The sequence below is a fragment of the Kistimonas scapharcae genome (assembly GCF_039540975.1).
GTDB classification, from domain to species: Bacteria; Pseudomonadota; Gammaproteobacteria; order Pseudomonadales; family Endozoicomonadaceae; genus Kistimonas; species Kistimonas scapharcae.
In genome coordinates this window covers 17,170-36,222 of record NZ_BAABFL010000108.1, presented here as the reverse complement: position 1 = coordinate 36,222, position 19,053 = coordinate 17,170, and the positions used below count along the sequence as shown (strand labels likewise).

Genomic DNA, 19,053 nt, shown 5'->3' with positions numbered 1-19,053 from the left:
GTGATCTTCCCCCGATAAAATGGACACCTGTCTACAGCTAAACTGCAGCCTCGTATTCTACCGGTGATTGATAATTAAGGCTCGAGTGCAGTCGAGTCCGATTATAAAAGTGTTGGATGTATCCCGCTATGCAATCTCGCAAATGCATCTCACCATAAAAGTGACTGCCTTTTATCAGTTCCGCTTTAAGCGAGTGAAAGAAGGATTCCATCTCTGCGTTGTCAGTACATTGTCCCGGGCGATTCATGCTGGGAATGATGCCATAGCGTTTGTGTATGTCCTGTATCTCATGCGCTCGGTATTCAATGCCGCGATCCGTGTGGAATACCAGCCCTTCAGGTGGCTTTCGGTTACGAATAGCCATCATGAGAGAGGCTCTGGTTAACTCAACCGTTCTGCGGCCAGCGAGTGACCAGCCCACAATACGGCGAGAGTACAGGTCCAGTATCGCAGCGAGATACTGCCATTTCCCCTTAACCCGGATATAGGTGACATCAGCCGCCCAGTGTTGATTGGGGGCTGTTGGTTTAGGCAGATCTTTCCTGATATTGGCAATGTTCCGATAAAATCGATGCAGCCCAGGCGCCCGGCGATAAACACGGACGCATCGACCTCTTAGCCCCTCTTCTTTCATCAAACGTTCAACACGTTTCCGGCTTATGAATATACCTTCCTTACGTAGTGCCTGATGAATACGTGGGCTGCCGTACACCCCTCGATGTCTCTCAAACAATGCAGCAATACGCTGCTTGAGAAAGGCATCCCTGTGGACTCTTTGGCAAGGTGCTCTGTTACGCCAGGCATAGAAGCCACTGGGTGAAACCTGAAGACGCCTACATAACCAGACAATGCCAAAGCGTTGACCATGGACGTTTATGAACGAGAACCTTTCCGCCGTTGTTCCGCAAGAAATCGTTGCCACTTTTTTAGGAAATCGTTCTCCATACGGAGTGCCTCATTTTCCCGTTCAAGTTGTTTCAGGCGATCAGGTTCAGGTGGCTGTTCAGGTCGTTCAATGGCTTTGAGATCAGTCGGTATCTTACGCTTATCTGCCACAAGCTTGCCCTCGAAGTATTCCTTGCGCCAACGGGACAACATAAAGGGATGGATGTCCAGCGATTGTGCAACATCCCTGATTAACCTGTCAGGTTTACAGGACATCAGTACAGCACCCACTTTGAATTCATTGCTGTACTGACGTGTTTTCTTACCTGTCTTATAGGCGGGCATGGCAGCCTCCGATCTAGTGGTTTTGATGTCCACTAAAACGGGGGAGGTTCAACGCTACCTCGTAACGGTTGATATGCATGAATCGCTCCCTTATTACCAGGATGACATCTATTCTCCAGAGGATGCCCCAAAGGGCGCCTGGCTCTATGAAAGCTGCAGATCACCCTCACAACCCATCGGCCGGTTACTGACAGACTCCCTTCCTGAACATATAGAGGTCTGCCCCTGGGACAAAATCTACGATGATATTTGTGACGGTGGCGTTATCGCTTTCTCACCAGACACAACAGGCCATGCCGAATTAAACGAACCGACCTCCCTGGAAGGCTACCTGTTTGAGTATTACACCGACCACGCCTTTACCCTGGAAACTCCCACCGGGTGGAAACTGGAGAAACGTATTGAAGCCCAACGCCATTTTCTGACAACGATTCTGGAGACCTATCAATCACGACTGGCATCTAAATAAAGCCGCATCAATAATCTCTGTGCATGTGGCTGTAATCTGCCAATAAAAAGCAGCTTGATTTACACCACTACACTGTGATGCGAGCACACACATANCGTGTTTTCTTACCTGTCTTATAGGCGGGCATGGCAGCCTCCGATCTAGTGGTTTTGATGTCCACTAAAACGGGGGAGGTTCAAAGACAATTACAAATATGTTGTTTGTATGGGCTCTGCAGATTCTCTTTGGGGTTGTGGTCTTGCTTCAATCGCACGCGAGGCTAGAACCTGATCTGATGCGGATGAATGTTGGCGGCAACAGGGGCTGTAAGAAAACGCCCCGGCGACTTTTCGCATGCCGGACAGTGCATTATCAAGGGCTAGCAATACCATAAAAATATTTGAAAAGAGCAGCCATTGATTTGCTGTACCATCAAAGGCTGCCCATCGTTTGCATGTTCCATAATAGGTGTCATTTTTGCCCAATGCAGGTTCATAATTCTTGGCGTCTTCCCCTAGGGTGTATTGGTACTTAGCAACAACATAAATTGCGGATACCCCGATTAAAGAAACAAAGAAACCAATGAGAAAATTTGAGGTTAGTCCACATATGTCGGTACATCTTTTTGTTATGGAGCCGCCAGTTTGTTTGTTTTTACAGGATTTGGAAAGCGATATTACCTGAGTTGCTTTTTCGAGCATGCCTTCTGCTTCACATGCTGTTTGTGTCACGATGTGTGCTGACATGGCGCCCATTTTTATCACATGGTCAATAACGCAGTTAGACCGGTACCAAGGAAGGTTGTTTGTCCATTGTTCTGCACCGCCGGCGAAAAAAATACCCGATGGGATCGTTATAATGAGTGGAGCTGATCTGGCGAGCTTTTGTCGCACGCTGGGTGCGGCTTTTATGCTGCGAACAAGTTTTTTGGCACTAAGCAAACCTGCATAGCCCAATATTCCTACAGAAATAAATTCCAGTGCGCCCAAAAAGGCAGCAGGCTTTCCAAGAGTTAAGGAGGCCTCGTAACCCGTTCTTACTCCATCGCTAGTTGCTGCTGCAAGAAGTAATAGAATGCCAAGTATGCCTTGGCAAATTTCTGAGGGCGATGCGTTTCGTATAAAGCTAAAGCTGGTGGGGAGCTCTGCGATGGCGTTGATTGATAGAGTGGAAAAAGCAAGGCCGCTTGCAGCTGTTATTAGACCGCTAACGATTCGTGTTAGAAGGGGGGCGCTAACATCCCATGTGTATGCCAGAAACTTGATCGATGGCGCAAGAAAGGTAGCAATTGTAAGGACGCGGTGAAGGAGTGTTGCAGGTGGTTCCGGCGAAAGAGAAAAGTGATGGTCTTTGAGTTGATTGGTAAAAGCCTCTCGTATTTGTTGGAACTCTTCATCATTAGGATCATCGTTGCTATTTGCAAAAATAGCGTCAAATTTCCCTATTACGGTGTCCTGCTCAGAATCAGGAAGGTTTGAGATAAAGTTATTGATGGCGTGAATTAGCTCTTTTGTTTTTTCTATCTTGGTTTCAGTGGTATTAATGCCTCTTTCATTTAAATGTTTTGCAATAGCCGGTATTGAGTTTGCAAGAGTACTAAGCTGCTCGTTTAATAGTCTGTTGTTTTGTATAGATAATGGATTTATTTCAATTTCCACTTGTTCAGGTACTATTTGTGGTTTTATTTCAGAAGCTGTTTGCTGATGCGGGTGAATAGGTGTCAGCATTTTTGATTCCTCTAAATAATGTGGTTGAGTCTTGAGTTACAGGGTTATGGCAATTTGGCGATTTTTTGGTTCATTTAAATGAATAACAAACTTGTTGTTATGTTTTTTGATTTAGTTATATATTTTTGGAAAGTGTTGTTGTTTATGTTTTTAGCTTTCTGTTTATTGTTATTTGTTTCAAGCTCTTGGCCCTTTAATGAGGACGGTCAAGTTGTGTTGATGTAAAGGGCACGGTTGGATGATAGAATGTCGGCATTGTTTAAAGTACTGTCTGGAAAGGTTATGAAAGACTATCAGCGTGAATTTATTCGCTTCGCCATTGAGCATGATGTGTTACGTTTTGGCGAGTTCACCCTGAAATCCGGCCGCAAGTCGCCCTATTTCTTTAACGCAGGCTTGTTCAAGACCGGCTTGGCATTGGCTAAGCTAGGCCGTTTTTATGCACAGGCGCTGGTGGATGCCGGTGTTGAGTTTGATGTCCTGTTCGGACCGGCTTACAAGGGCATACCCCTTGCATCGACGACAGCGGTAGCGCTGGCGGATCATCATGGCATGGATGTGCCCTGGTGTTTCAACCGTAAAGAGGCCAAGGATCATGGTGAAGGTGGCAATCTGGTCGGGGCGCCTCTGGAAGGCCGTATTGCCATTATTGATGATGTCATTACGGCGGGTACGGCTATTCGCGAGGTGATGGCAATTATTGATCAGGCCGGTGCGAAACCTGGTGTGGTTCTGATTGCGCTGGATCGCCAAGAGCGCGGGCAGGGTGAACTGTCAGCCATCCAGCAGGTCGAGCAGGATTTCAATGTGCCGGTGGCCAGTATTGTGACTTTGCGCCAGGTGCTGGAGTTTATTAAGGAAGACGATAAATTGCAGCAATATGCAGGTGCAATCGAAGCGTATCGCAGCCAGTACGGCATTGATGACTGAGTAAAAGACTGACTATGAACGCAGGCAGGCTGACAGTACGTAAAACGGGAACAGGCTCTCTGTCTGGTGGTTACCGAGCTTTGGGTATGGGATGCCTTTTGAGTCTTTGCATGTCTGCTGGTTTGTCTGCGGATATACGGCTGTATCGCTATAACGACGAAAATGGTCAGCTGGTGATATCGACACAGGTGCCCTTGCACTATGCCCGTTCAGGGTATGAGGTTATTGATAGCAGGGGAAAAGTGCTTGAGGTCATTGAGCCGGAGTTGGCCGGTGACGCACTGCTGGCAAGAGAGCGGCAGCAGTTGCAAGAGCAGCAGGCAAAGATCGCCCGTGAGCGTCGGGAGCAGGAAGGGCGCGAGTTGCTCAAGATGTACGGCAGTGTCGATGGTGTTGATCGTGCTGAGGCTCGCCAGTTGGCTGAGATGGATGCCCAGATTGCCATTGAGCAGGGCAGTATTCAGCGCCTGCGTGTCCAGCGGGAAGGTAAGGAAACCCGTGCGGCGGCCATTGAGCGATCAGGTCGAAACGTGCCAGAGGGTTTGCTGCAGGAGCTTTCGGGAATCGATGCGCAGGTGGTGCATCATCGGGACAAAATAGCCAGGCTTGAACAGGAAAAAGGCTTGCTGGCTGGGCGTTACGGTGAAAAGCGGGAGCTTGTCCGGCAGATGCTGGGAATCATGGCAGGCATCGAACGTAACCGTGAATTGGTCCTGACTTCACAGGACCTGGTCGGACGCTGGCAGCCGGTCAATACCGGTGAGGCTGGCGTTAGCTATTGGCATGCCAGGGATGATGGCGCCTTCCTGTTAATGAAAGCGCAGCTGGATCAGGAAGAGCAGTTGCTGGGGCGCTGGTCGCTGGATCGTAGAAATCGTATCGTGGTGGTTTACCATCGCAGGGAGCAGCGGTTGGATGACGGTTCCCTGCAGACATCCCCGGTCGGGCGTGAAGAGCGTTACCAGGTGCTGGATCGACTGGAGAACGATGACCTTCTGGTCAGGCTGGACGATCAGGTGGTTCAGCTGAGTCGCCAGTAGTTTTGTGGTTTAACGAAAAGGGGCAGCCAGGCCTGAACCAGTTGGTTGCCCCTTTTTTGTATTAGCGAAAAATCGCCAGGCTCAGGCATTCCCACTGGTCATTCCAGCTGTCGGTTGGCTTGCGTTTGAAACCGCTGCGCACATACTGACTGATTCTTCCTTCCGCTGTTGCCAGTAGCAGGTTGGCGGTCTCCTGCTGGGTCATTTGGGTGCGAAGGCCTTGATGGATTTCAGCATCACGCAATACCTGTCGAAGCTGGGTTTCCAGGCGGTCGAACAGTTGAATCACACGTACTCGCAACCGCTCGGTTTCACCGGCCAGCGCGTCACCGTTCAGGATGCGGGTCAGGCCCGGGTTCTTCTCGCAGAATGCCAGCAGCAGGGTCAGGAACTTCCGGCAGCAATCCTGAGCTGATTGCTCTTCCTTGATGATCAGCGTGATGCGAGTGAAGATCGCTTCCTCGATAAACTCAATCAAGCCCTCGAACATCTTGGCCTTGCTCGGAAAGTGCCGGTAAAGCGCCGCTTCCGAGACACCGACTTCCTGCGCCAGACGAGACGTAGTGATACGCTCACCCGGACTGGTTTCCAGCATATGGGCAAGGGCCTGGAGTATCTGCTCCTTGCGTGATTCCTTGCGAGGCTCTTTACGGGAGGTATTGCGTGCCTTTTCCATTGGGTATGCGATCTTGAGCGTTATTCGACAGATACACAGCACTCATCAGCAAGTCGTGATGGTTGCGGTATCTCCTCGTGGTGGTTGGTAATCAGGCTGCCGACGCCGCGTTCGGTAAAGATTTCCAGCAGTACGGCATGTTTGACGCGGCCGTCAATGATATGTGCACTGCGGGCGCCGTTCTTGACGGCATCCAGGGCACAGCGAATCTTGGGCAGCATGCCGCCATGGATGGTTCCATCAGCAATCAGGCTATTGACCCGGTTGACGGTCAGCCCGGTCAGCAGTTCACCCTGTTGATTCAGTACGCCGGGGGTGTTGGTCAGGAGGATCAGCTTTTCCGCGTTCAGGACCTCGGCGACTTTGCCGGCAACGAGATCGGCATTGATGTTATAGGATTTCCCGTGTTGATCAACGCCGATCGGGGCAATAACTGGAATGAAGTCTGAATTTTTCAGCATCTGGATAATGTCGGTATTGATGGCTTCCACTTCGCCAACAAGACCGATATCGATGATTTCCCGCGCCTGCATTTCCGGTGTCTGCCGATGGATCTTCAGCTGTCGGGCTTTGATGAAATTCCCGTCCTTGCCGGTCAGGCCGATGGCCTTGCCACCATTGCGGTTGATCAGGCTGACAATTTCCTTGTTAACCAGGCCGCCGAGCACCATCTGGACAACATCCATGGTTTCACTGTCCGTCACGCGCATGCCGTCAACAAAACGGGACTGGATCTTGAGTCGCTTGAGCAGGTCACCGATCTGGGGCCCGCCGCCATGCACCACGACCGGGTTAATGCCAATGGCTTTCAAAAGGACAATATCCCGGGCGAAACCGTTTTGAAGGGATTCGTTCTCCATGGCATTACCGCCATATTTGATCACAAAGGTCTTGCCGGCAAAGCGCTGCAGGTAGGGCAGGGCTTCCGTCAGTACGCTGGCGATCTGGATAGTGCTGTCCTCGGTGTGGCTCATAAGGTTTTCCCGGTGGTCATGACTGTTAGTTGCGCATTCAATGCGGCTGACTGGCAGCTCCAGCGTGAACTATAGCGCTTGTTTTATGTGCATCCCTGCCAGGTGCATCAGAAAACAGACCATGCCTGTAGTCGGCTATTTATAGCCTTTTTTGGCGCTGCTTCCGATACGGAATTGTCGCTCCGCCAGTACCGGTCAGAAATTGACCGGCAGGGTATTGTCCACGGCTTTCAGTTGTTCGCGGAACAGGGTTTTGATCTGGTCCAGGTGCTGGTTGTCATCAGCCTCGAACCGCAATACCAGTACGGGTGTGGTATTGGAGGCTCGCACCAGCCCCCAGCCCCAGGGGAACTCGACCCGTACACCGTCGATGGTGATCACATTGCCTTCCTTGAACTGCCCCTTGCTGGCGAACTGTTCGATCAGGGAGAATTTGTTCTCGTCTGTCACCTGGATGTTGATCTCGGGGGTATTGACGCTGTCCGGAAAACTGTTGAAAACTTCGTCGGCACTCAGCGTTTGGGCGGACAGGATTTCGACCAGGCGTGCCGCACTGTAGATACCGTCATCAAAACCATACCAGCGTTCTTTCAGGAATATGTGGCCGCTCATTTCGCCCGCCAGCAGGGCGCCGGTTTCCTTCATCTTGGCCTTGATCAGGGAATGGCCGGTTTTCCACATGACAGGACGACCGCCATAGTTACTGATCAGGCTGTTTAGTCGACGGGTACATTTAACGTCGTATATCACATCACAACCGGGGTTGCGGGTCACGATATCCTTGGCCAGCAGCATCAGCAGGCGATCCGGGAAAATGATGCGGCCTTTGTTGGTGACTAAGCCAACCCGGTCACCATCGCCATCGAATGCCAGGCCGAGATCTGCACCCGTTTCGGTGATTTTGGCGACAATATCCTGCAGGTTGTCCGGATTTCCAGGATCCGGGTGATGGTTGGGGAAGTTGCCGTCAACATCGCAATAGAGCGGAATCACTTCGCAGCCCAGTGCTTCAAAAAGCTCTGGCGCTATGACACCGGCCACACCGTTACCGCAGTCAATCACGACCTTCAGTGGCCGTTGGATGATGATGTCGTCCAGAATACGCTGGTGATAGTCGGCCAGTATGTTGTGTTCAGTGACCTGTCCTTCGCCAGTATTCAGCGCCTGACTGGTGATGCGCTGGTAAAGCCCCTGGATCGCTTCATTGGCCAGGGTTTCTCCGGCCAGAACAATCTTGAAACCATTATATCGGGGCGGATTATGGCTGCCGGTAATCATCACACCGGAACGGGCGCCCAGCTCATGGGTGGCGTAATAGAGAACCGGAGTTGGGACTGTGCCAATGGTAATGACATCACAGCTGCTGCCCGTGATGCCGGCAATCAGCTGATCACGCAGGGCCGGGCTGGACAGGCGGCCGTCCATGCCAACAATGAGGGTGGTTTCGCCCCGGGCCTTGGCCTCTGTGCCGATGGCGCGGCCCAGCAATTCGACTGTGTCGGGTGTCAGCTCGTCGCCGACTACGCCGCGAATGTCATAGGCGCGGAATATGGAGGCAGGGACAGCGGTCGCAGGATGAGGTGTTGGCGCGGTCACGGTGTCAGGTTGCTCAGTGTTGCTAACGGGAGAAGGTTCTTCGCCGGTTGTCATGCCATCAGTTGGAGTGCTGAGTGTATCCGGTGATTCATGGTCTGCAAGGCTCAGTTCCAGCAAATCATTGTCCTGAAACAGGGGCGCTGCAAACGGATCATCAGATACATCGGTAATGTCCTCTTTGAGCGGCAGTGGTTGCGTGCTGGACGGTTGCTCGACAGTAACCGTTGTCTGGTGTGTCTGAGGTTCGGCCAGTGGGTCATAGTAGACTTCAGGAGTGGGGGGCGATGCAAGCGGTGTTGTGGATGCCTGCCGGTATTGATCGATTTTTGAGGTGGTGGCTGTATTCAGTATGTTTTGTGCAATTTCGCGGAACATCGCGACTTTATAGCCGCCAATTTGCGGATTTCTTCCGTCATTGATATCGCTGATCAGGGTTTTCAGAAGATAGCTGTCCCCCATCAGGCGATGATTCTGGCTACGCCAGAAGCGATCCAGCAACACGGGAACTACGAAAATGGCGCCCAGTGCAATCAAGAGGAAAACAAGGGATGGCTGAAGCGATGTCATCCAGTACGGTGATGGCTGAAAGGTCAGTTTCCAACCGGCCTGCGCCAATGTGTACTCAAGCATTGGCGAATCCGACGCCGGAGCGGTGCCGAAGCGGAATAACTCCTGTACCGGCCCATCAATGGTTTGCACGAGCCGCCACTGTCCGCTGGTGGCATCGTTGATCATCAGAGCGTTTTGCAGGCGTTGCAAGTCGTAGGCAACCAGCAGGGTGCCAAGGCTTTCATTATTGATGGTAATCGGACTAACGGTATTGATGACCCACTGCTGGTTAGTGCGGGCAGCTTCTGGTGTCACGGTTTGCCCACGCAGGGAGCGGCGAATCATCTCTCGGGCGGCAAAGCTGGCGTCTTGTCCGATAGGTTGGTTAGCTGGATTTAGCTGCAGGTCGATGGCATCAGGCAGACTGCCGCGCAGCAGGCTGCGGAGATCGGCTAACTGGGCTGTATCCTGTGACTGAAATGCTTCTGCAACGGGCGACAGTGCGGCTAGACGGTCTGTGCTGTCTTGCATCAACCGGAGTTCCCGACTGAGAACGTCGGCCATATGTTGCCCAAACTGGTTGGCCTGTTGTTCTGCTGTAGAGCGTGCTTCGACGTGCGTCTGCCAGACGTAAAGTGCTAAAAACAATCCAAGCAAGAGCAGGATTCCGATCGCTATCAACGTGGTGGGATAGCTGAGCGGCTGGGATTCCGGTGTGTCGGAAGCGGAGTGAGAACGTCGATTGCTGGCGCGCGCTTTCCCAAAGAGGCCTTTCACTGCATTGTCCCGGTATCTGTTTTTATTATTGAAAATGTTCGACCCCGCCATCTTGGCGGCAGGGCCGGTTGGCGTCAGTGGCGACCGGAGTGGCCGAAACCGCCCTCGCCGCGATCGCTTTCCTCAAAGGATTCCACAATCTCAAAATCCGCCTGAACCACTGGAACCAGCACCAGCTGGGCAATCCGCTCACCGGGTTGCACGGTGAAAGTGGTATTGCCGCGGTTCCAGCAGGAAACCATCAGCTGACCCTGGTAGTCAGAGTCAATCAGGCCGACCAGGTTGCCCAGGACAATGCCGTGCTTATGACCCAGGCCGGAGCGGGGCAGGATCATGGCCGCCAGGGCCGGATCGCCAATATGAATGGCCAGGCCGGTGGGCAGCAGTTCTGTCTGTCCGGGTTCCAGTGTCAGGGGCTCGTCCAGACAGGCGCGCAGGTCGATGCCAGCGGAGCCATCGGTCGCATAGGCCGGCAGCGGAAACTCACTGCCGAGGCGGGAATCAAGAATTCGGGCTTTCAGTCTGTGCATGGTTCTCTCGTGTGCTGTTGTTCTCTGACCAGTCGTGATAGCGCTGGGCCAGGATATCCAGAAGCTGCCGGGCGACCTGGCGCTTCGATGTCTGTGGCAGCGTATCCTCAAAGTCCGGACCGATGACGGTGACGGCATTGTCATCGCTGTTGAAACCGATACTGCTGTCACTGACATCATTGGCGACAATCAGGTCCAGCTTTTTCCGGTGCAGTTTGTCGGTAGCGTAACTGATCACGTCGCAGGTTTCTGCGGCAAAGCCCACAACAAAGGGTTTCTGTTCCAGGGCGGCGACAGAGGCGACGATGTCAGGATTACGAACCAGTGTCAGCTGCAGGGTTTCGTCTGCGGCGTCGGGGTCTTTCTTGATCTTGTTGTTGGCTTCGGTATCGGGGCGGTAATCGGCGACGGCTGCGGTACTGATGAAAATATCGCAACCCTCGATGGATTCATGGACCGCACGGTGCATATCGCGGGCGCTGGTGACATCAATCCGGGTGACGCGATCCGGCGTCTCACGGTTAACGGGGCCGCTGATCAGCGTGACATCCGCACCGGCTTCCACGGCCGCTTCGGCGAGGGCATACCCCATCTTGCCGGAACTGTGGTTGGAAATGTAGCGAACGGGATCGATCGCCTCACGGGTTGGGCCGGCAGTGATGATGACGCGACGGCCGGTCAGTGTTTCCTGTTTGAACATCCCGGCAAGATGCTCAATCAATTCCATGGGTTCCAGCATCCGGCCGGGACCGGTTTCGCCACAGGCCTGTGAGCCTTCGGCAGGGCCGAACTGGGTAATGCCACGGTCTTCCAGAACCTGGCGGTTGTTGCGGGTGGCGCTGTCATTCCACATGCCCTGGTTCATCGCCGGTGCAAGGCATAACGGTGCGTTGGTCGCCAGGCAAAGGGTGGTGAGCAGGTCGTCACCATGGCCATTAGCCAGGCGCGCCATGAAATCAGCGGTCGCCGGTGCCACCAGGATGACATCCGCCCAGCGGGCCAGCTCGATGTGGCCCATGCCGGCTTCCGCTTTCGGGTCCAGCAGGTCGGTATGCACTGCATTGCCGGACAGCGCCTGCAGTGTCAGGGGAGTAATGAATTCGCAGGCCGCGCGGGTCATAACCACGTGGACCTCGGCACCCAGCTTGCGCAGGTGTCTGACCAGTTCCGCCGTCTTGTAGGCGGCGATGCCGCCGGTGATACCGACGAGGATTCGCTTCTTGTTCAGCCGCTGCATTCGTGTAACTGCTTGGTTTGAGTCAAACGGCCATTATAAGCATGCCGGCTGTGTTAAACCATGCACGGTATGGGTGAAGGTGTTCAGTTCCAGTTGCCTGTTCGGGTGCCGTTGCTGTCCAGAATCAGGTTTCCGTCTGCCACCTGGGCGCCTTGTGCCGTTGCCGTCAGCCTGACACAAGCCGCGATGACTGCACCGCCGGGACACGCGCCTGCTGTGACAATGTAGAAGCCATTTTCACTGGTTTGCTGGGCGGCATAGCCAAGTTGAGTGAGGTTGTCGGTGTATGTCGCGCGATCAATGTAGAAGCGCTCCTGCGCCTGGAGAATCTCCATCAATAACGCCTGGCCATCGCCACGCCGTCCCTGGCGTACCTGATCCTGGTAGCTGGGCCAGGCAATGGCCGCCAGTATGCCGATGATTGCGACAACGATCATCAGCTCAATCAGCGTAAAACCCGACCAGCGATTATGGCTGTGTTTCGCTGTAGCCTGTACCTGTTGTTGACCCTGATTGAGTGCTGCCCGTTGTTGCATTGTTTTCATCCGTATTCTCTTCTTCCGTTTCAGGCGCTAATGCGCTTTCTGCCGCCGTGATTGCCGCCTGCACGGTGGCTGTCCAGTTATCCCGCCAGAAGATGGTGCTGACGGCACTGTCCAGTGGTGAAACTGCCAGCTCGGTACCATAGGTAATGACATTCCCCTGCGGTGTCCGGATTTCTGCACCCGGTGTGGCGATGCCGCTCATGTTGCTGCTGATAAAACGGGTATAGCCGCCGTCTACCGCGACGACGCCCCGTCCGTTTCTCTGGCTGACCACGTAAAGCCGTGACCGGCCGGGATCGGCGAAACAGCTGGACTCGGCATCACGCACCAGGCGGAAGGTGGTGAAGAATAGGACGCCGCCAGCCGTCCGTGCCGGTGCGAGTACTTTCTCATGGCTGTTGCTGTCGAGATCCAGCATCCAGCCCTGCCTGGCGTTGAATGCGTCCTGTTTGACCTGGCGTGGGGACAGCGTTTCTCCCGCAGCCACAACATCGGATGCGGTATAGAGTGTTTCATCCGTAATGTCGTAGAGATCGCTTTCAGTGATCAGGTTCCATGACAGGGCGGCATTGTTTTCATCGTCCCACATGGGGTTGCCGACGTAACCGTTGCGCACCATATAGAATCGGTCGTTGATGCTTTGGCTCAACGGTTTGGCATGGTAGCCGGAACCGATGGCGATGGTGTAATTGAGCAGCCCTCCGTGGACTTCCAGCGCGACGCTGGGGCCATGGTAGAAGCGGCGGGCATCGTCAGTATCGGAAGCGTCAGCGCCGGACAGCCGGGCGAGGTGCACGCCGGTGATGCGCGTCAGGTTCTCGTTATCCGGATGATCACGCAGGTCGATTCGCCACAGGTTGCCGCCAATATCGGAGGCGAAGAGGGTTTCGACCAGGCCGTCGCCATTGCTGTCTGCGGTAAAGATGTTGCCGGGAATGCTGTAGTCCATGCCCGGCAGGTTGAGGTTGCTGTCGGCATTGCTGGCCCACCAGAGGCGTTCGCCGGTTATGGCATCGACGATGTAGATGGCGTTGCCGGTGTCGTCTGTTACCCGTGTGGTGGCGGTGTCCTGATCCCGGTCATAACCGCCCCCGAAGATGAGGACTTTTCGTGCTTCCCCATTGAAACGAATGGTGGCTGGCTGCAGGCGCGACCAGGTTTGTCCAAGCCTGGCAAAATTCCCTTCGCCGCCCTTGATCACCCAGAGCAGTTTGGGGGCTTCGCGATCGGTGTAATCAACGGCGTAGTAGTTGCCGTGGGCTGGGTGCCTGTCGTTCTCCAGAACGCCACCACGGCGCATGCCGACAAACAGGATGACGCGATCCTTTTTGTTATCCACGGTGGTTTGCAGGGTGTTATCACTGGCGTAGATCAGGCCATCATTGTTGTAGTCAAAGACGGCAACGGTGATGGGGCCGTCCAGCCCATAAGGCCGTGGGATAATACCCGGCGTGTTGCGATAGTAGTCAAACAGGTTCGGCAGCAGTTCCTTGGGAATAAACGCCGACAGCTCCTGACCGTTTGCCGCATCAATGGCATGGAGGTAGCCGTCGTTGGTGCCGACAAAGACGACGCTGTCCGTCATTTTCTGGTTGTCGATGCCTGTGTAAGTCCGGTAGTTAACGACAACCGGCTGGCTGTGAATGGCATCACCAAACTGGTGGTGCGGGTTACCGCTGGCATCCTGGCCTTTGATCCAGTTGAAGAAGCGGCTGCGTTCAGTCTCCGTAATATCATCGGGTAACTGCAGCAGGGTATTGTCAAAGGTGCCGTCTACCGCAAATGTGTCAGGTACGACGGCGGACATGGCGGCTGTTGGCTCATCCAGATCCGCATAATCGCCGGTATAGGTGAAGACCTTGCGGTTGGTACCCAGCTGTCCGGCAACGCCGCCGAGTTCGACATTTTTGCCGTCAGTAATGGCAGTTCCACTGATCGTCTGGGGCCAGAAGCTGGCGGAGTCTGTCTTGAAAAATCCGGTGTTGGGATCAACAGCTGGGGTGCCGTTGCGATCCAGGATGGCTGGCTTGCCGCTGTCGTCCACACCCAGCCGGTATCGCTTCAGGTTACCCGGCCAGCGTCGGGTTTCGGAGGGGCGGAAGATCGCGTAATACAGTTCATCCCGGTGCTCCAGCCGGTTAAAGGCGTTGACGGCAACGGCCGGCGACACAAAAGTGGCTTCGTTCAGGTAAACATCAATCAGAATGGACGACAGGGCATTCTGCAGTTGCTGGGCGCTTTCCACCGGGTAGAACTTGCCGCCGCCAAAGCGGGCGGTATCTTCCAGGAGAACTTTCCCGACAATGTTCCGGTAACCGATCGTATGGGTCTGGACAGTCTGCTTACCGGGGAGTGAACTGTTCAGGTCTGCATTGTTGAGCGCATAGGCCAGTGACGGCATGCAGCTCCGTCGGCCACTCCCCAGCCGGTTGGAGCCGCAGCCTGATCGGAGCTCGATATCCAGTGTTGCCTGGTCGAAACTGTCGAGAAGGGCATCAATGGCACTGTCCTTGCCGCTGTCGAAGCTCGGGGTGCCGTCGCTGAACAGTACGGCGTGATTTTTCTGGCACTGGTGGCTGATCGGTGTTGCATAACGGCTATCGGATGGCAGGACGCCACTGGCGTTCGTGTTGTTGGCCAGGGCATCCAGGTCGCTTCTGTCGGCCGTTGACCACTTGGAAGGATCGAAGAAGTCGACAAAATTATTGGGCATGGCTGAATGCCCGCGGCCGTAATCAACAATGCTGCCGGTGTAATACTGGCGGGCTTCCCAGAATGCTTCGGTCAGTGATGTGCCCTGAAGCAGAAAGGCGGTACTGAGTTCATCAACGGAATCACTCAGGGCGTCCTTGTTGTCGGTTTCACTCAAATCTTTCATTGCATCGCGGACGTGGCCGCCATTGGCCCAGCGGTTGGTGACGATCAGGCCGGCGTTGACGCTGTCGGTGCTGTTCACCAGGTTGGTGGTGGCTTCTTTCAGGATATTAAGGCGAGACTGTCTCGGTGCACCGGTGGTTTCCCTGTAGAAGCGATACCAACGCATGTATTTGGCGGAATAAAAACCGTACGGCTGGGATGTGGTGTCATTCCAGTTGTGGGCTTTATCGATATTACTGACGTAGTCACAGCTGAGGCCGCCGAAGGGGCAGTCTGGATAATAGATTTGGTTGTTATGGGGATAGGTTTTGGTTGTGGTGTTATTGGTGTTGTGGCCATGCCTGCCAAAATCCCCTTTACACTCGATGGTGCCGGGGCTGCCGCCAAGGATGATTTCACGGGTCCAGGTACCAGTGTCCTGAATCATCTGGTCGATGTAATAGCCGCTTCTGTCAAAAGCGTCCCGTGCAGCCTGGCAGTGGTTCTTGCTGATGGGAATACGTTTGGCGAGGGCGTCATCGGGGTCACCGCCCAGATCACCGGCGATAGAAAAGAAATAGTTGTCGCTGTAGAAATTCCTGTCGATGTCGCTCAGTTTGTCGTCGCCGTTGTAATCCTGTGCGGGATCAAACGGGTTTCGTACGTTGTCTTCCATCTCCGTCATGCTGGAGGACAGGTCGTAGACCAGCAGCAGGTTGGACTTTACATCCACCGGTTCATGGCTGGTGGTATAGATTTCGGTGTCGTCTGCCTGTGCCGGTAATGCCAGTGTGATAAGCAGCGCCAGCAGATAGCGGTAAATAGGAGCGTGTGTTGTTTTTATTGTCATGGTAAAACCGCCTAATCCGCAAAATTGGTCACGGCATTGTGATCAATCCGGTAAAAGATGCCCTGTGTCTGGTTAGACGTCGCACCGCTGGCCAGGGTAGCGGTGCTGTGGATGTTGAAAAAGTACTCGTTACCGCCATTGAGCTCTTCCCCCAGTGGAATCGTGCCGGTTGCCTGGTGATCCACGGTGATGACCTGAGTGATTGGCGGGGTCTGCCTGTTCAGGGCCAGCGCTGCCGCCGACACGGCATTGCCACTGGTGATGGCATTGTTGAAGCTGCTATTGCCCTGGACACCGGCCACCTGTGCAGACAGTTCACTGCGCGCGCCCTGGAATGTGAGCCCCTGGTGGTGGCTGTGTCCCGCCATGGCCGTCATCAGGCTGGCGTTGTACGCAGCGGTCAGTGCCAGAATCGACAGCATCATTAGAATGACCAGCGCCACGACCAGGGTGATGCCCTGTTGATGGTGCGGGGTGCGGTCAGGGCGTTGCTGTCTCATCGGGTATTGGCCAGGTAGATGGTTGTGGTGAAAATGCGGCGCAATGTGCTGTCGGCGTTGTGGGTAATCGTTTCGTCAAGCACGTTGTAACTGCGATTACGTGATGACAGGGCGGCACTGGGGCCGGCATTGGCCAGAAGCCCAAGGCGGATACTCAGGGCGTTTCCGTCAGGCGCTGTCTGGTAACGGTCGATTTGGCCGTCGCTATCCTGATCAACGCCGTATTGCACCTGGAGATTTTCGATACCGGTCGCCAGTGTCTGCGTGTTGCCATCGCTGTCCTGACAGCGAAGTGTATTGTCTTGTACGAAAAAAATATTGGTCACGGTATCCGATGACGTACCGGTACAGTGTTGGTCGTCCACCGGTATAAAAGTGATGGCCAGTGTGTCTGATACCGCACCATTGGTGCTAAGGGTGGTATCTACGGCAGTTGAGGTCGGCTGGTCAGGGTTGAAGCCAGCCATGCGGATGTAACGAGCCATCAGGCTCAGGCCAAAGTCGCCGGCTTCCTGCGCCCGCCCCATGGCGGCAGTCAGTGTATAGCCGGTGTGGTGATTGAGGTAGAGGGTCAGCAGTCCCGCCATCAACACGAGTCCGACGACCATGGCGACCATCAGTTCAACCAGCGACAGGCCGCGCTGTTGTAATTGCTTCATGGCGTCACCTCATAACGCAGGCTGCCGCTCACTGCGGCGGTACTGCCCACTGACGAGTTTGCCTGGGTCGTCGACCAGTTCAGGGTGATTCGGTGGCTGGCGTTGGTCGCACAGGCAATGGCGGCTGTGGCGCAGAGGTCAACGGTGAGGGTGCGCGCGGACAGGGTGTTGCCATCGCCACGATCAGCACACATGACATCTTCAATATCCCAGGCCGCCAGTTCTGCCGGGGTGCAGGACTGGTTGAGACAGCTTCGTACCGGATCTGCGCAGTCGGCACTGCCGGTATAGGTCGTGGCACCGGAAGGGTTGGCGCGCATGCGTTCTACCAGGTCCTGCACCAGCCAGCCGCCGACCGCTTTCTGGGCGGCCAGTTGATTGGCCTGTAGTGCGCTGAGTTGCAGGGAGACCAGGCCGACAATCCCGAAGGCTGTGATCAAGACGGTGATCAGTACTTCAACCAGGGTAATACCTTGCTGCCGATGCATTCGTCATCTCCTGGGTCACTGCTACAAAATCTGCCCGGCAAGGCTGATGCTGACTTGTTGTGATTTACCATCGGAAGTGATGGTGAACGTTTCACCGTTGAGGGTGGAGCCGTCGGGCAGGAAAAAAATGAACTGGGTAGCGGTGTTATCGGGGGTTAGCTGGATGTTGTTGTCGGGTGTGTATTGCTTAAGTACCTGGCCTCCTGCCTGAACCGCCCAGCCATTGCTCCAGTCGTTGTTGATCTGGGCGACAGAGATCAGTGCGTTACGCTTGATGGCTTCGCTGCGGGCATATAGCAGTGAATGCTGAAGTGCTGAGGAATGTGTGCGTACCCTGTTTTCTGCCATAAACCCCTGAAAGCTGGGAATGCCGATACCCAGCAGGATGCTGGCGATTGCCAGGGTGATCATCAGTTCAATGAGGGTGAAGCCTTTATGGTGTGACATGGCAGCATTTTTATTGTTGTTATGTTGCACTATCGTGCAAGCTTAATCGGTTTTGGCTTCAGAGTATTGGCTGTAATGTCATGAGCCTATGGTGCCGAGGGCCAACCGGGGGCTGTTGATTAAGGTTTGTAGGCACCGATGCGATTCTTCAGCGCTTTGGTTTAATGAACATGCATCCATTATGGAACGATATTTAAGAGCAAGATTGTCTGTCTTTATGTAGGGAGCATTCCGGCTCCCCTGTTGTGCACGGGAATCAATCAAAGCACAGCGAGTATTGGATGGCACTTATATAAAGGCCACATCTGGAGATATCTCTGCAGCGATTCTCATCAATACCGGTTTTGTCAGATTACGTTTCTGAAATGATCGCTGACTTGTCCTGTTGGGCTGGATTAGTGGGTTTGTTGGGTCGCAGCCGTTACTGGCTCGCTTTCCAGTTTCATGGCGGGTGGCCTGCCGTCGTAGACAGGATCGCCCTGGCCTCTGGCCTTGCAATAGGAAGGCATGGTGTCCTGGGTGACAAACTTACCGTCATTGTCCCAGATGTGGGTATTCACGCCGCAATTGGAGCGTTGCTGATACGTGCAATGCCAGCCTGATCCCGGTGCTGCTGCCCAGATGGAATTCTCCGAAGCACCCGGTTGGGAGCAGCAGAGATGATGGGATGGCCAGTCATCGGCACTGCCGCAGTTGGCATTCATATACGCGGAGACACCGGAAGACGCTCCGGCTACCAGTAGAGACAAGCCAAACAGTCGGTAAAACTTCATGTTGGAAACCTCTCTGCATCTACGGTTGAATGATGCAGGGGCAGTATAGATAGGAAATCTGTAGCAGGAGTGGTGGCTATCAATCCGTCAGCATGGTATGACAATGCATCTTGATTAACCTGTCAATGACGATTGCTTTGCTCCCAGTGGCCTTAGAATGCTGTTGAAAGGCTCAAGATGACTGGAATGCCGTATTGTCATTGCCTTGAGAGTCCATTAAA

Annotated in this window: 17 protein-coding genes; 3 read left to right on the top strand and 14 right to left on the bottom strand. The window is 54.1% G+C overall.

The genetic code is table 11. The features are described from left to right. Positions 1 to 37 precede the first annotated feature (37 nt). A protein-coding gene (locus ABD892_RS06235; RefSeq protein ID WP_345194562.1) for an IS3 family transposase occupies positions 38 to 1,230 on the bottom strand; the annotation gives its coding sequence in 2 pieces (ribosomal slippage) (positions 38 to 919 and positions 922 to 1,230; 1,191 coding nt in all). Positions 1,231 to 1,255: 25 nt separating this feature from the next. Between ABD892_RS06235 and ABD892_RS06230 the strand changes: the two genes are divergently transcribed. Continuing rightward, the gene (locus ABD892_RS06230; RefSeq protein WP_345194561.1) at positions 1,256 to 1,699 is read left to right on the top strand and encodes a M14 family metallopeptidase; all 444 of its coding nucleotides are present in this window, start codon (positions 1,256 to 1,258) and stop codon (positions 1,697 to 1,699) included. A gap of 185 nt (positions 1,700 to 1,884) precedes the next feature. Here the strand turns inward: ABD892_RS06230 and ABD892_RS06225 are convergent, their stop codons facing one another. After that, a complete protein-coding gene (locus ABD892_RS06225; protein ID WP_345194560.1) occupies positions 1,885 to 3,405 on the bottom strand; it encodes a hypothetical protein in 1,521 nt (506 codons plus the stop codon). Positions 3,406 to 3,687: 282 nt separating this feature from the next. Between ABD892_RS06225 and pyrE the strand changes: the two genes are divergently transcribed. Then, positions 3,688 to 4,335 carry an orotate phosphoribosyltransferase gene (pyrE, locus tag ABD892_RS06220; RefSeq protein WP_345194559.1) on the top strand — a complete coding sequence of 216 codons (648 nt, stop codon included), beginning with the start codon at positions 3,688 to 3,690 and terminating at the stop codon, positions 4,333 to 4,335. A 14-nt stretch (positions 4,336 to 4,349) separates the two neighbouring features. After that, a complete protein-coding gene (locus tag ABD892_RS06215) occupies positions 4,350 to 5,375 on the top strand; it encodes a hypothetical protein (protein WP_345194557.1) in 1,026 nt (341 codons plus the stop codon). 61 nt (positions 5,376 to 5,436) lie between these two features. Here the strand turns inward: ABD892_RS06215 and slmA are convergent, their stop codons facing one another. From slmA to ABD892_RS06155, 12 genes are all read right to left on the bottom strand, one after another. Beyond that, positions 5,437 to 6,051 carry a nucleoid occlusion factor SlmA gene (gene slmA, locus ABD892_RS06210; protein ID WP_345194556.1) on the bottom strand — a complete coding sequence of 205 codons (615 nt, stop codon included), beginning with the start codon at positions 6,049 to 6,051 and terminating at the stop codon, positions 5,437 to 5,439. Positions 6,052 to 6,071: 20 nt separating this feature from the next. Further along, positions 6,072 to 7,025: an acetylglutamate kinase gene (gene argB / locus ABD892_RS06205; protein ID WP_345194555.1), complete on the bottom strand. Its 954-nt coding sequence runs from the start codon at positions 7,023 to 7,025 to the stop codon at positions 6,072 to 6,074. 195 nt (positions 7,026 to 7,220) lie between these two features. Next, entirely contained in the window at positions 7,221 to 9,947 is a 2,727-nt protein-coding gene (locus ABD892_RS06200; RefSeq protein WP_345194554.1) for a phosphomannomutase/phosphoglucomutase, read from the bottom strand. Positions 9,948 to 10,021: 74 nt separating this feature from the next. Further along, positions 10,022 to 10,477: a dUTP diphosphatase gene (gene dut, locus ABD892_RS06195; RefSeq protein WP_345194553.1), complete on the bottom strand. Its 456-nt coding sequence runs from the start codon at positions 10,475 to 10,477 to the stop codon at positions 10,022 to 10,024. Beyond that, entirely contained in the window at positions 10,449 to 11,714 is a 1,266-nt protein-coding gene (gene coaBC, locus ABD892_RS06190; protein WP_345194552.1) for a bifunctional phosphopantothenoylcysteine decarboxylase/phosphopantothenate--cysteine ligase CoaBC, read from the bottom strand. Before coaBC ends, dut begins: the two co-directional genes overlap by 29 nt. An 83-nt stretch (positions 11,715 to 11,797) precedes the next feature. After that, positions 11,798 to 12,250 carry a type IV pilin protein gene (locus ABD892_RS06185; RefSeq protein ID WP_345194550.1) on the bottom strand — a complete coding sequence of 151 codons (453 nt, stop codon included), beginning with the start codon at positions 12,248 to 12,250 and terminating at the stop codon, positions 11,798 to 11,800. Further along, the gene (locus ABD892_RS06180) at positions 12,183 to 15,965 is read right to left on the bottom strand and encodes a pilus assembly protein (protein ID WP_345194549.1); all 3,783 of its coding nucleotides are present in this window, start codon (positions 15,963 to 15,965) and stop codon (positions 12,183 to 12,185) included. Before ABD892_RS06180 ends, ABD892_RS06185 begins: the two co-directional genes overlap by 68 nt. An 11-nt stretch (positions 15,966 to 15,976) precedes the next feature. After that, positions 15,977 to 16,465 (bottom strand): pilus assembly PilX family protein, encoded by a 489-nt coding sequence (locus ABD892_RS06175; protein WP_345194548.1) that lies wholly within the window; start codon positions 16,463 to 16,465, stop codon positions 15,977 to 15,979. After that, positions 16,462 to 17,124 (bottom strand): PilW family protein, encoded by a 663-nt coding sequence (locus ABD892_RS06170; protein ID WP_345194547.1) that lies wholly within the window; start codon positions 17,122 to 17,124, stop codon positions 16,462 to 16,464. The genes ABD892_RS06175 and ABD892_RS06170 overlap by 4 nt, the downstream gene beginning before the upstream one ends. Beyond that, complete coding sequence (gene pilV, locus ABD892_RS06165; RefSeq protein WP_345194546.1) at positions 17,121 to 17,612, bottom strand: type IV pilus modification protein PilV; 492 nt, start codon at positions 17,610 to 17,612, stop codon at positions 17,121 to 17,123. Before pilV ends, ABD892_RS06170 begins: the two co-directional genes overlap by 4 nt. A gap of 21 nt (positions 17,613 to 17,633) precedes the next feature. Next, positions 17,634 to 18,059 carry a GspH/FimT family pseudopilin gene (locus tag ABD892_RS06160; protein ID WP_345194545.1) on the bottom strand — a complete coding sequence of 142 codons (426 nt, stop codon included), beginning with the start codon at positions 18,057 to 18,059 and terminating at the stop codon, positions 17,634 to 17,636. Between the two features lie 395 nt (positions 18,060 to 18,454). After that, positions 18,455 to 18,832: a hypothetical protein gene (locus ABD892_RS06155; RefSeq protein ID WP_345194543.1), complete on the bottom strand. Its 378-nt coding sequence runs from the start codon at positions 18,830 to 18,832 to the stop codon at positions 18,455 to 18,457. Positions 18,833 to 19,053 lie beyond the last annotated feature (221 nt).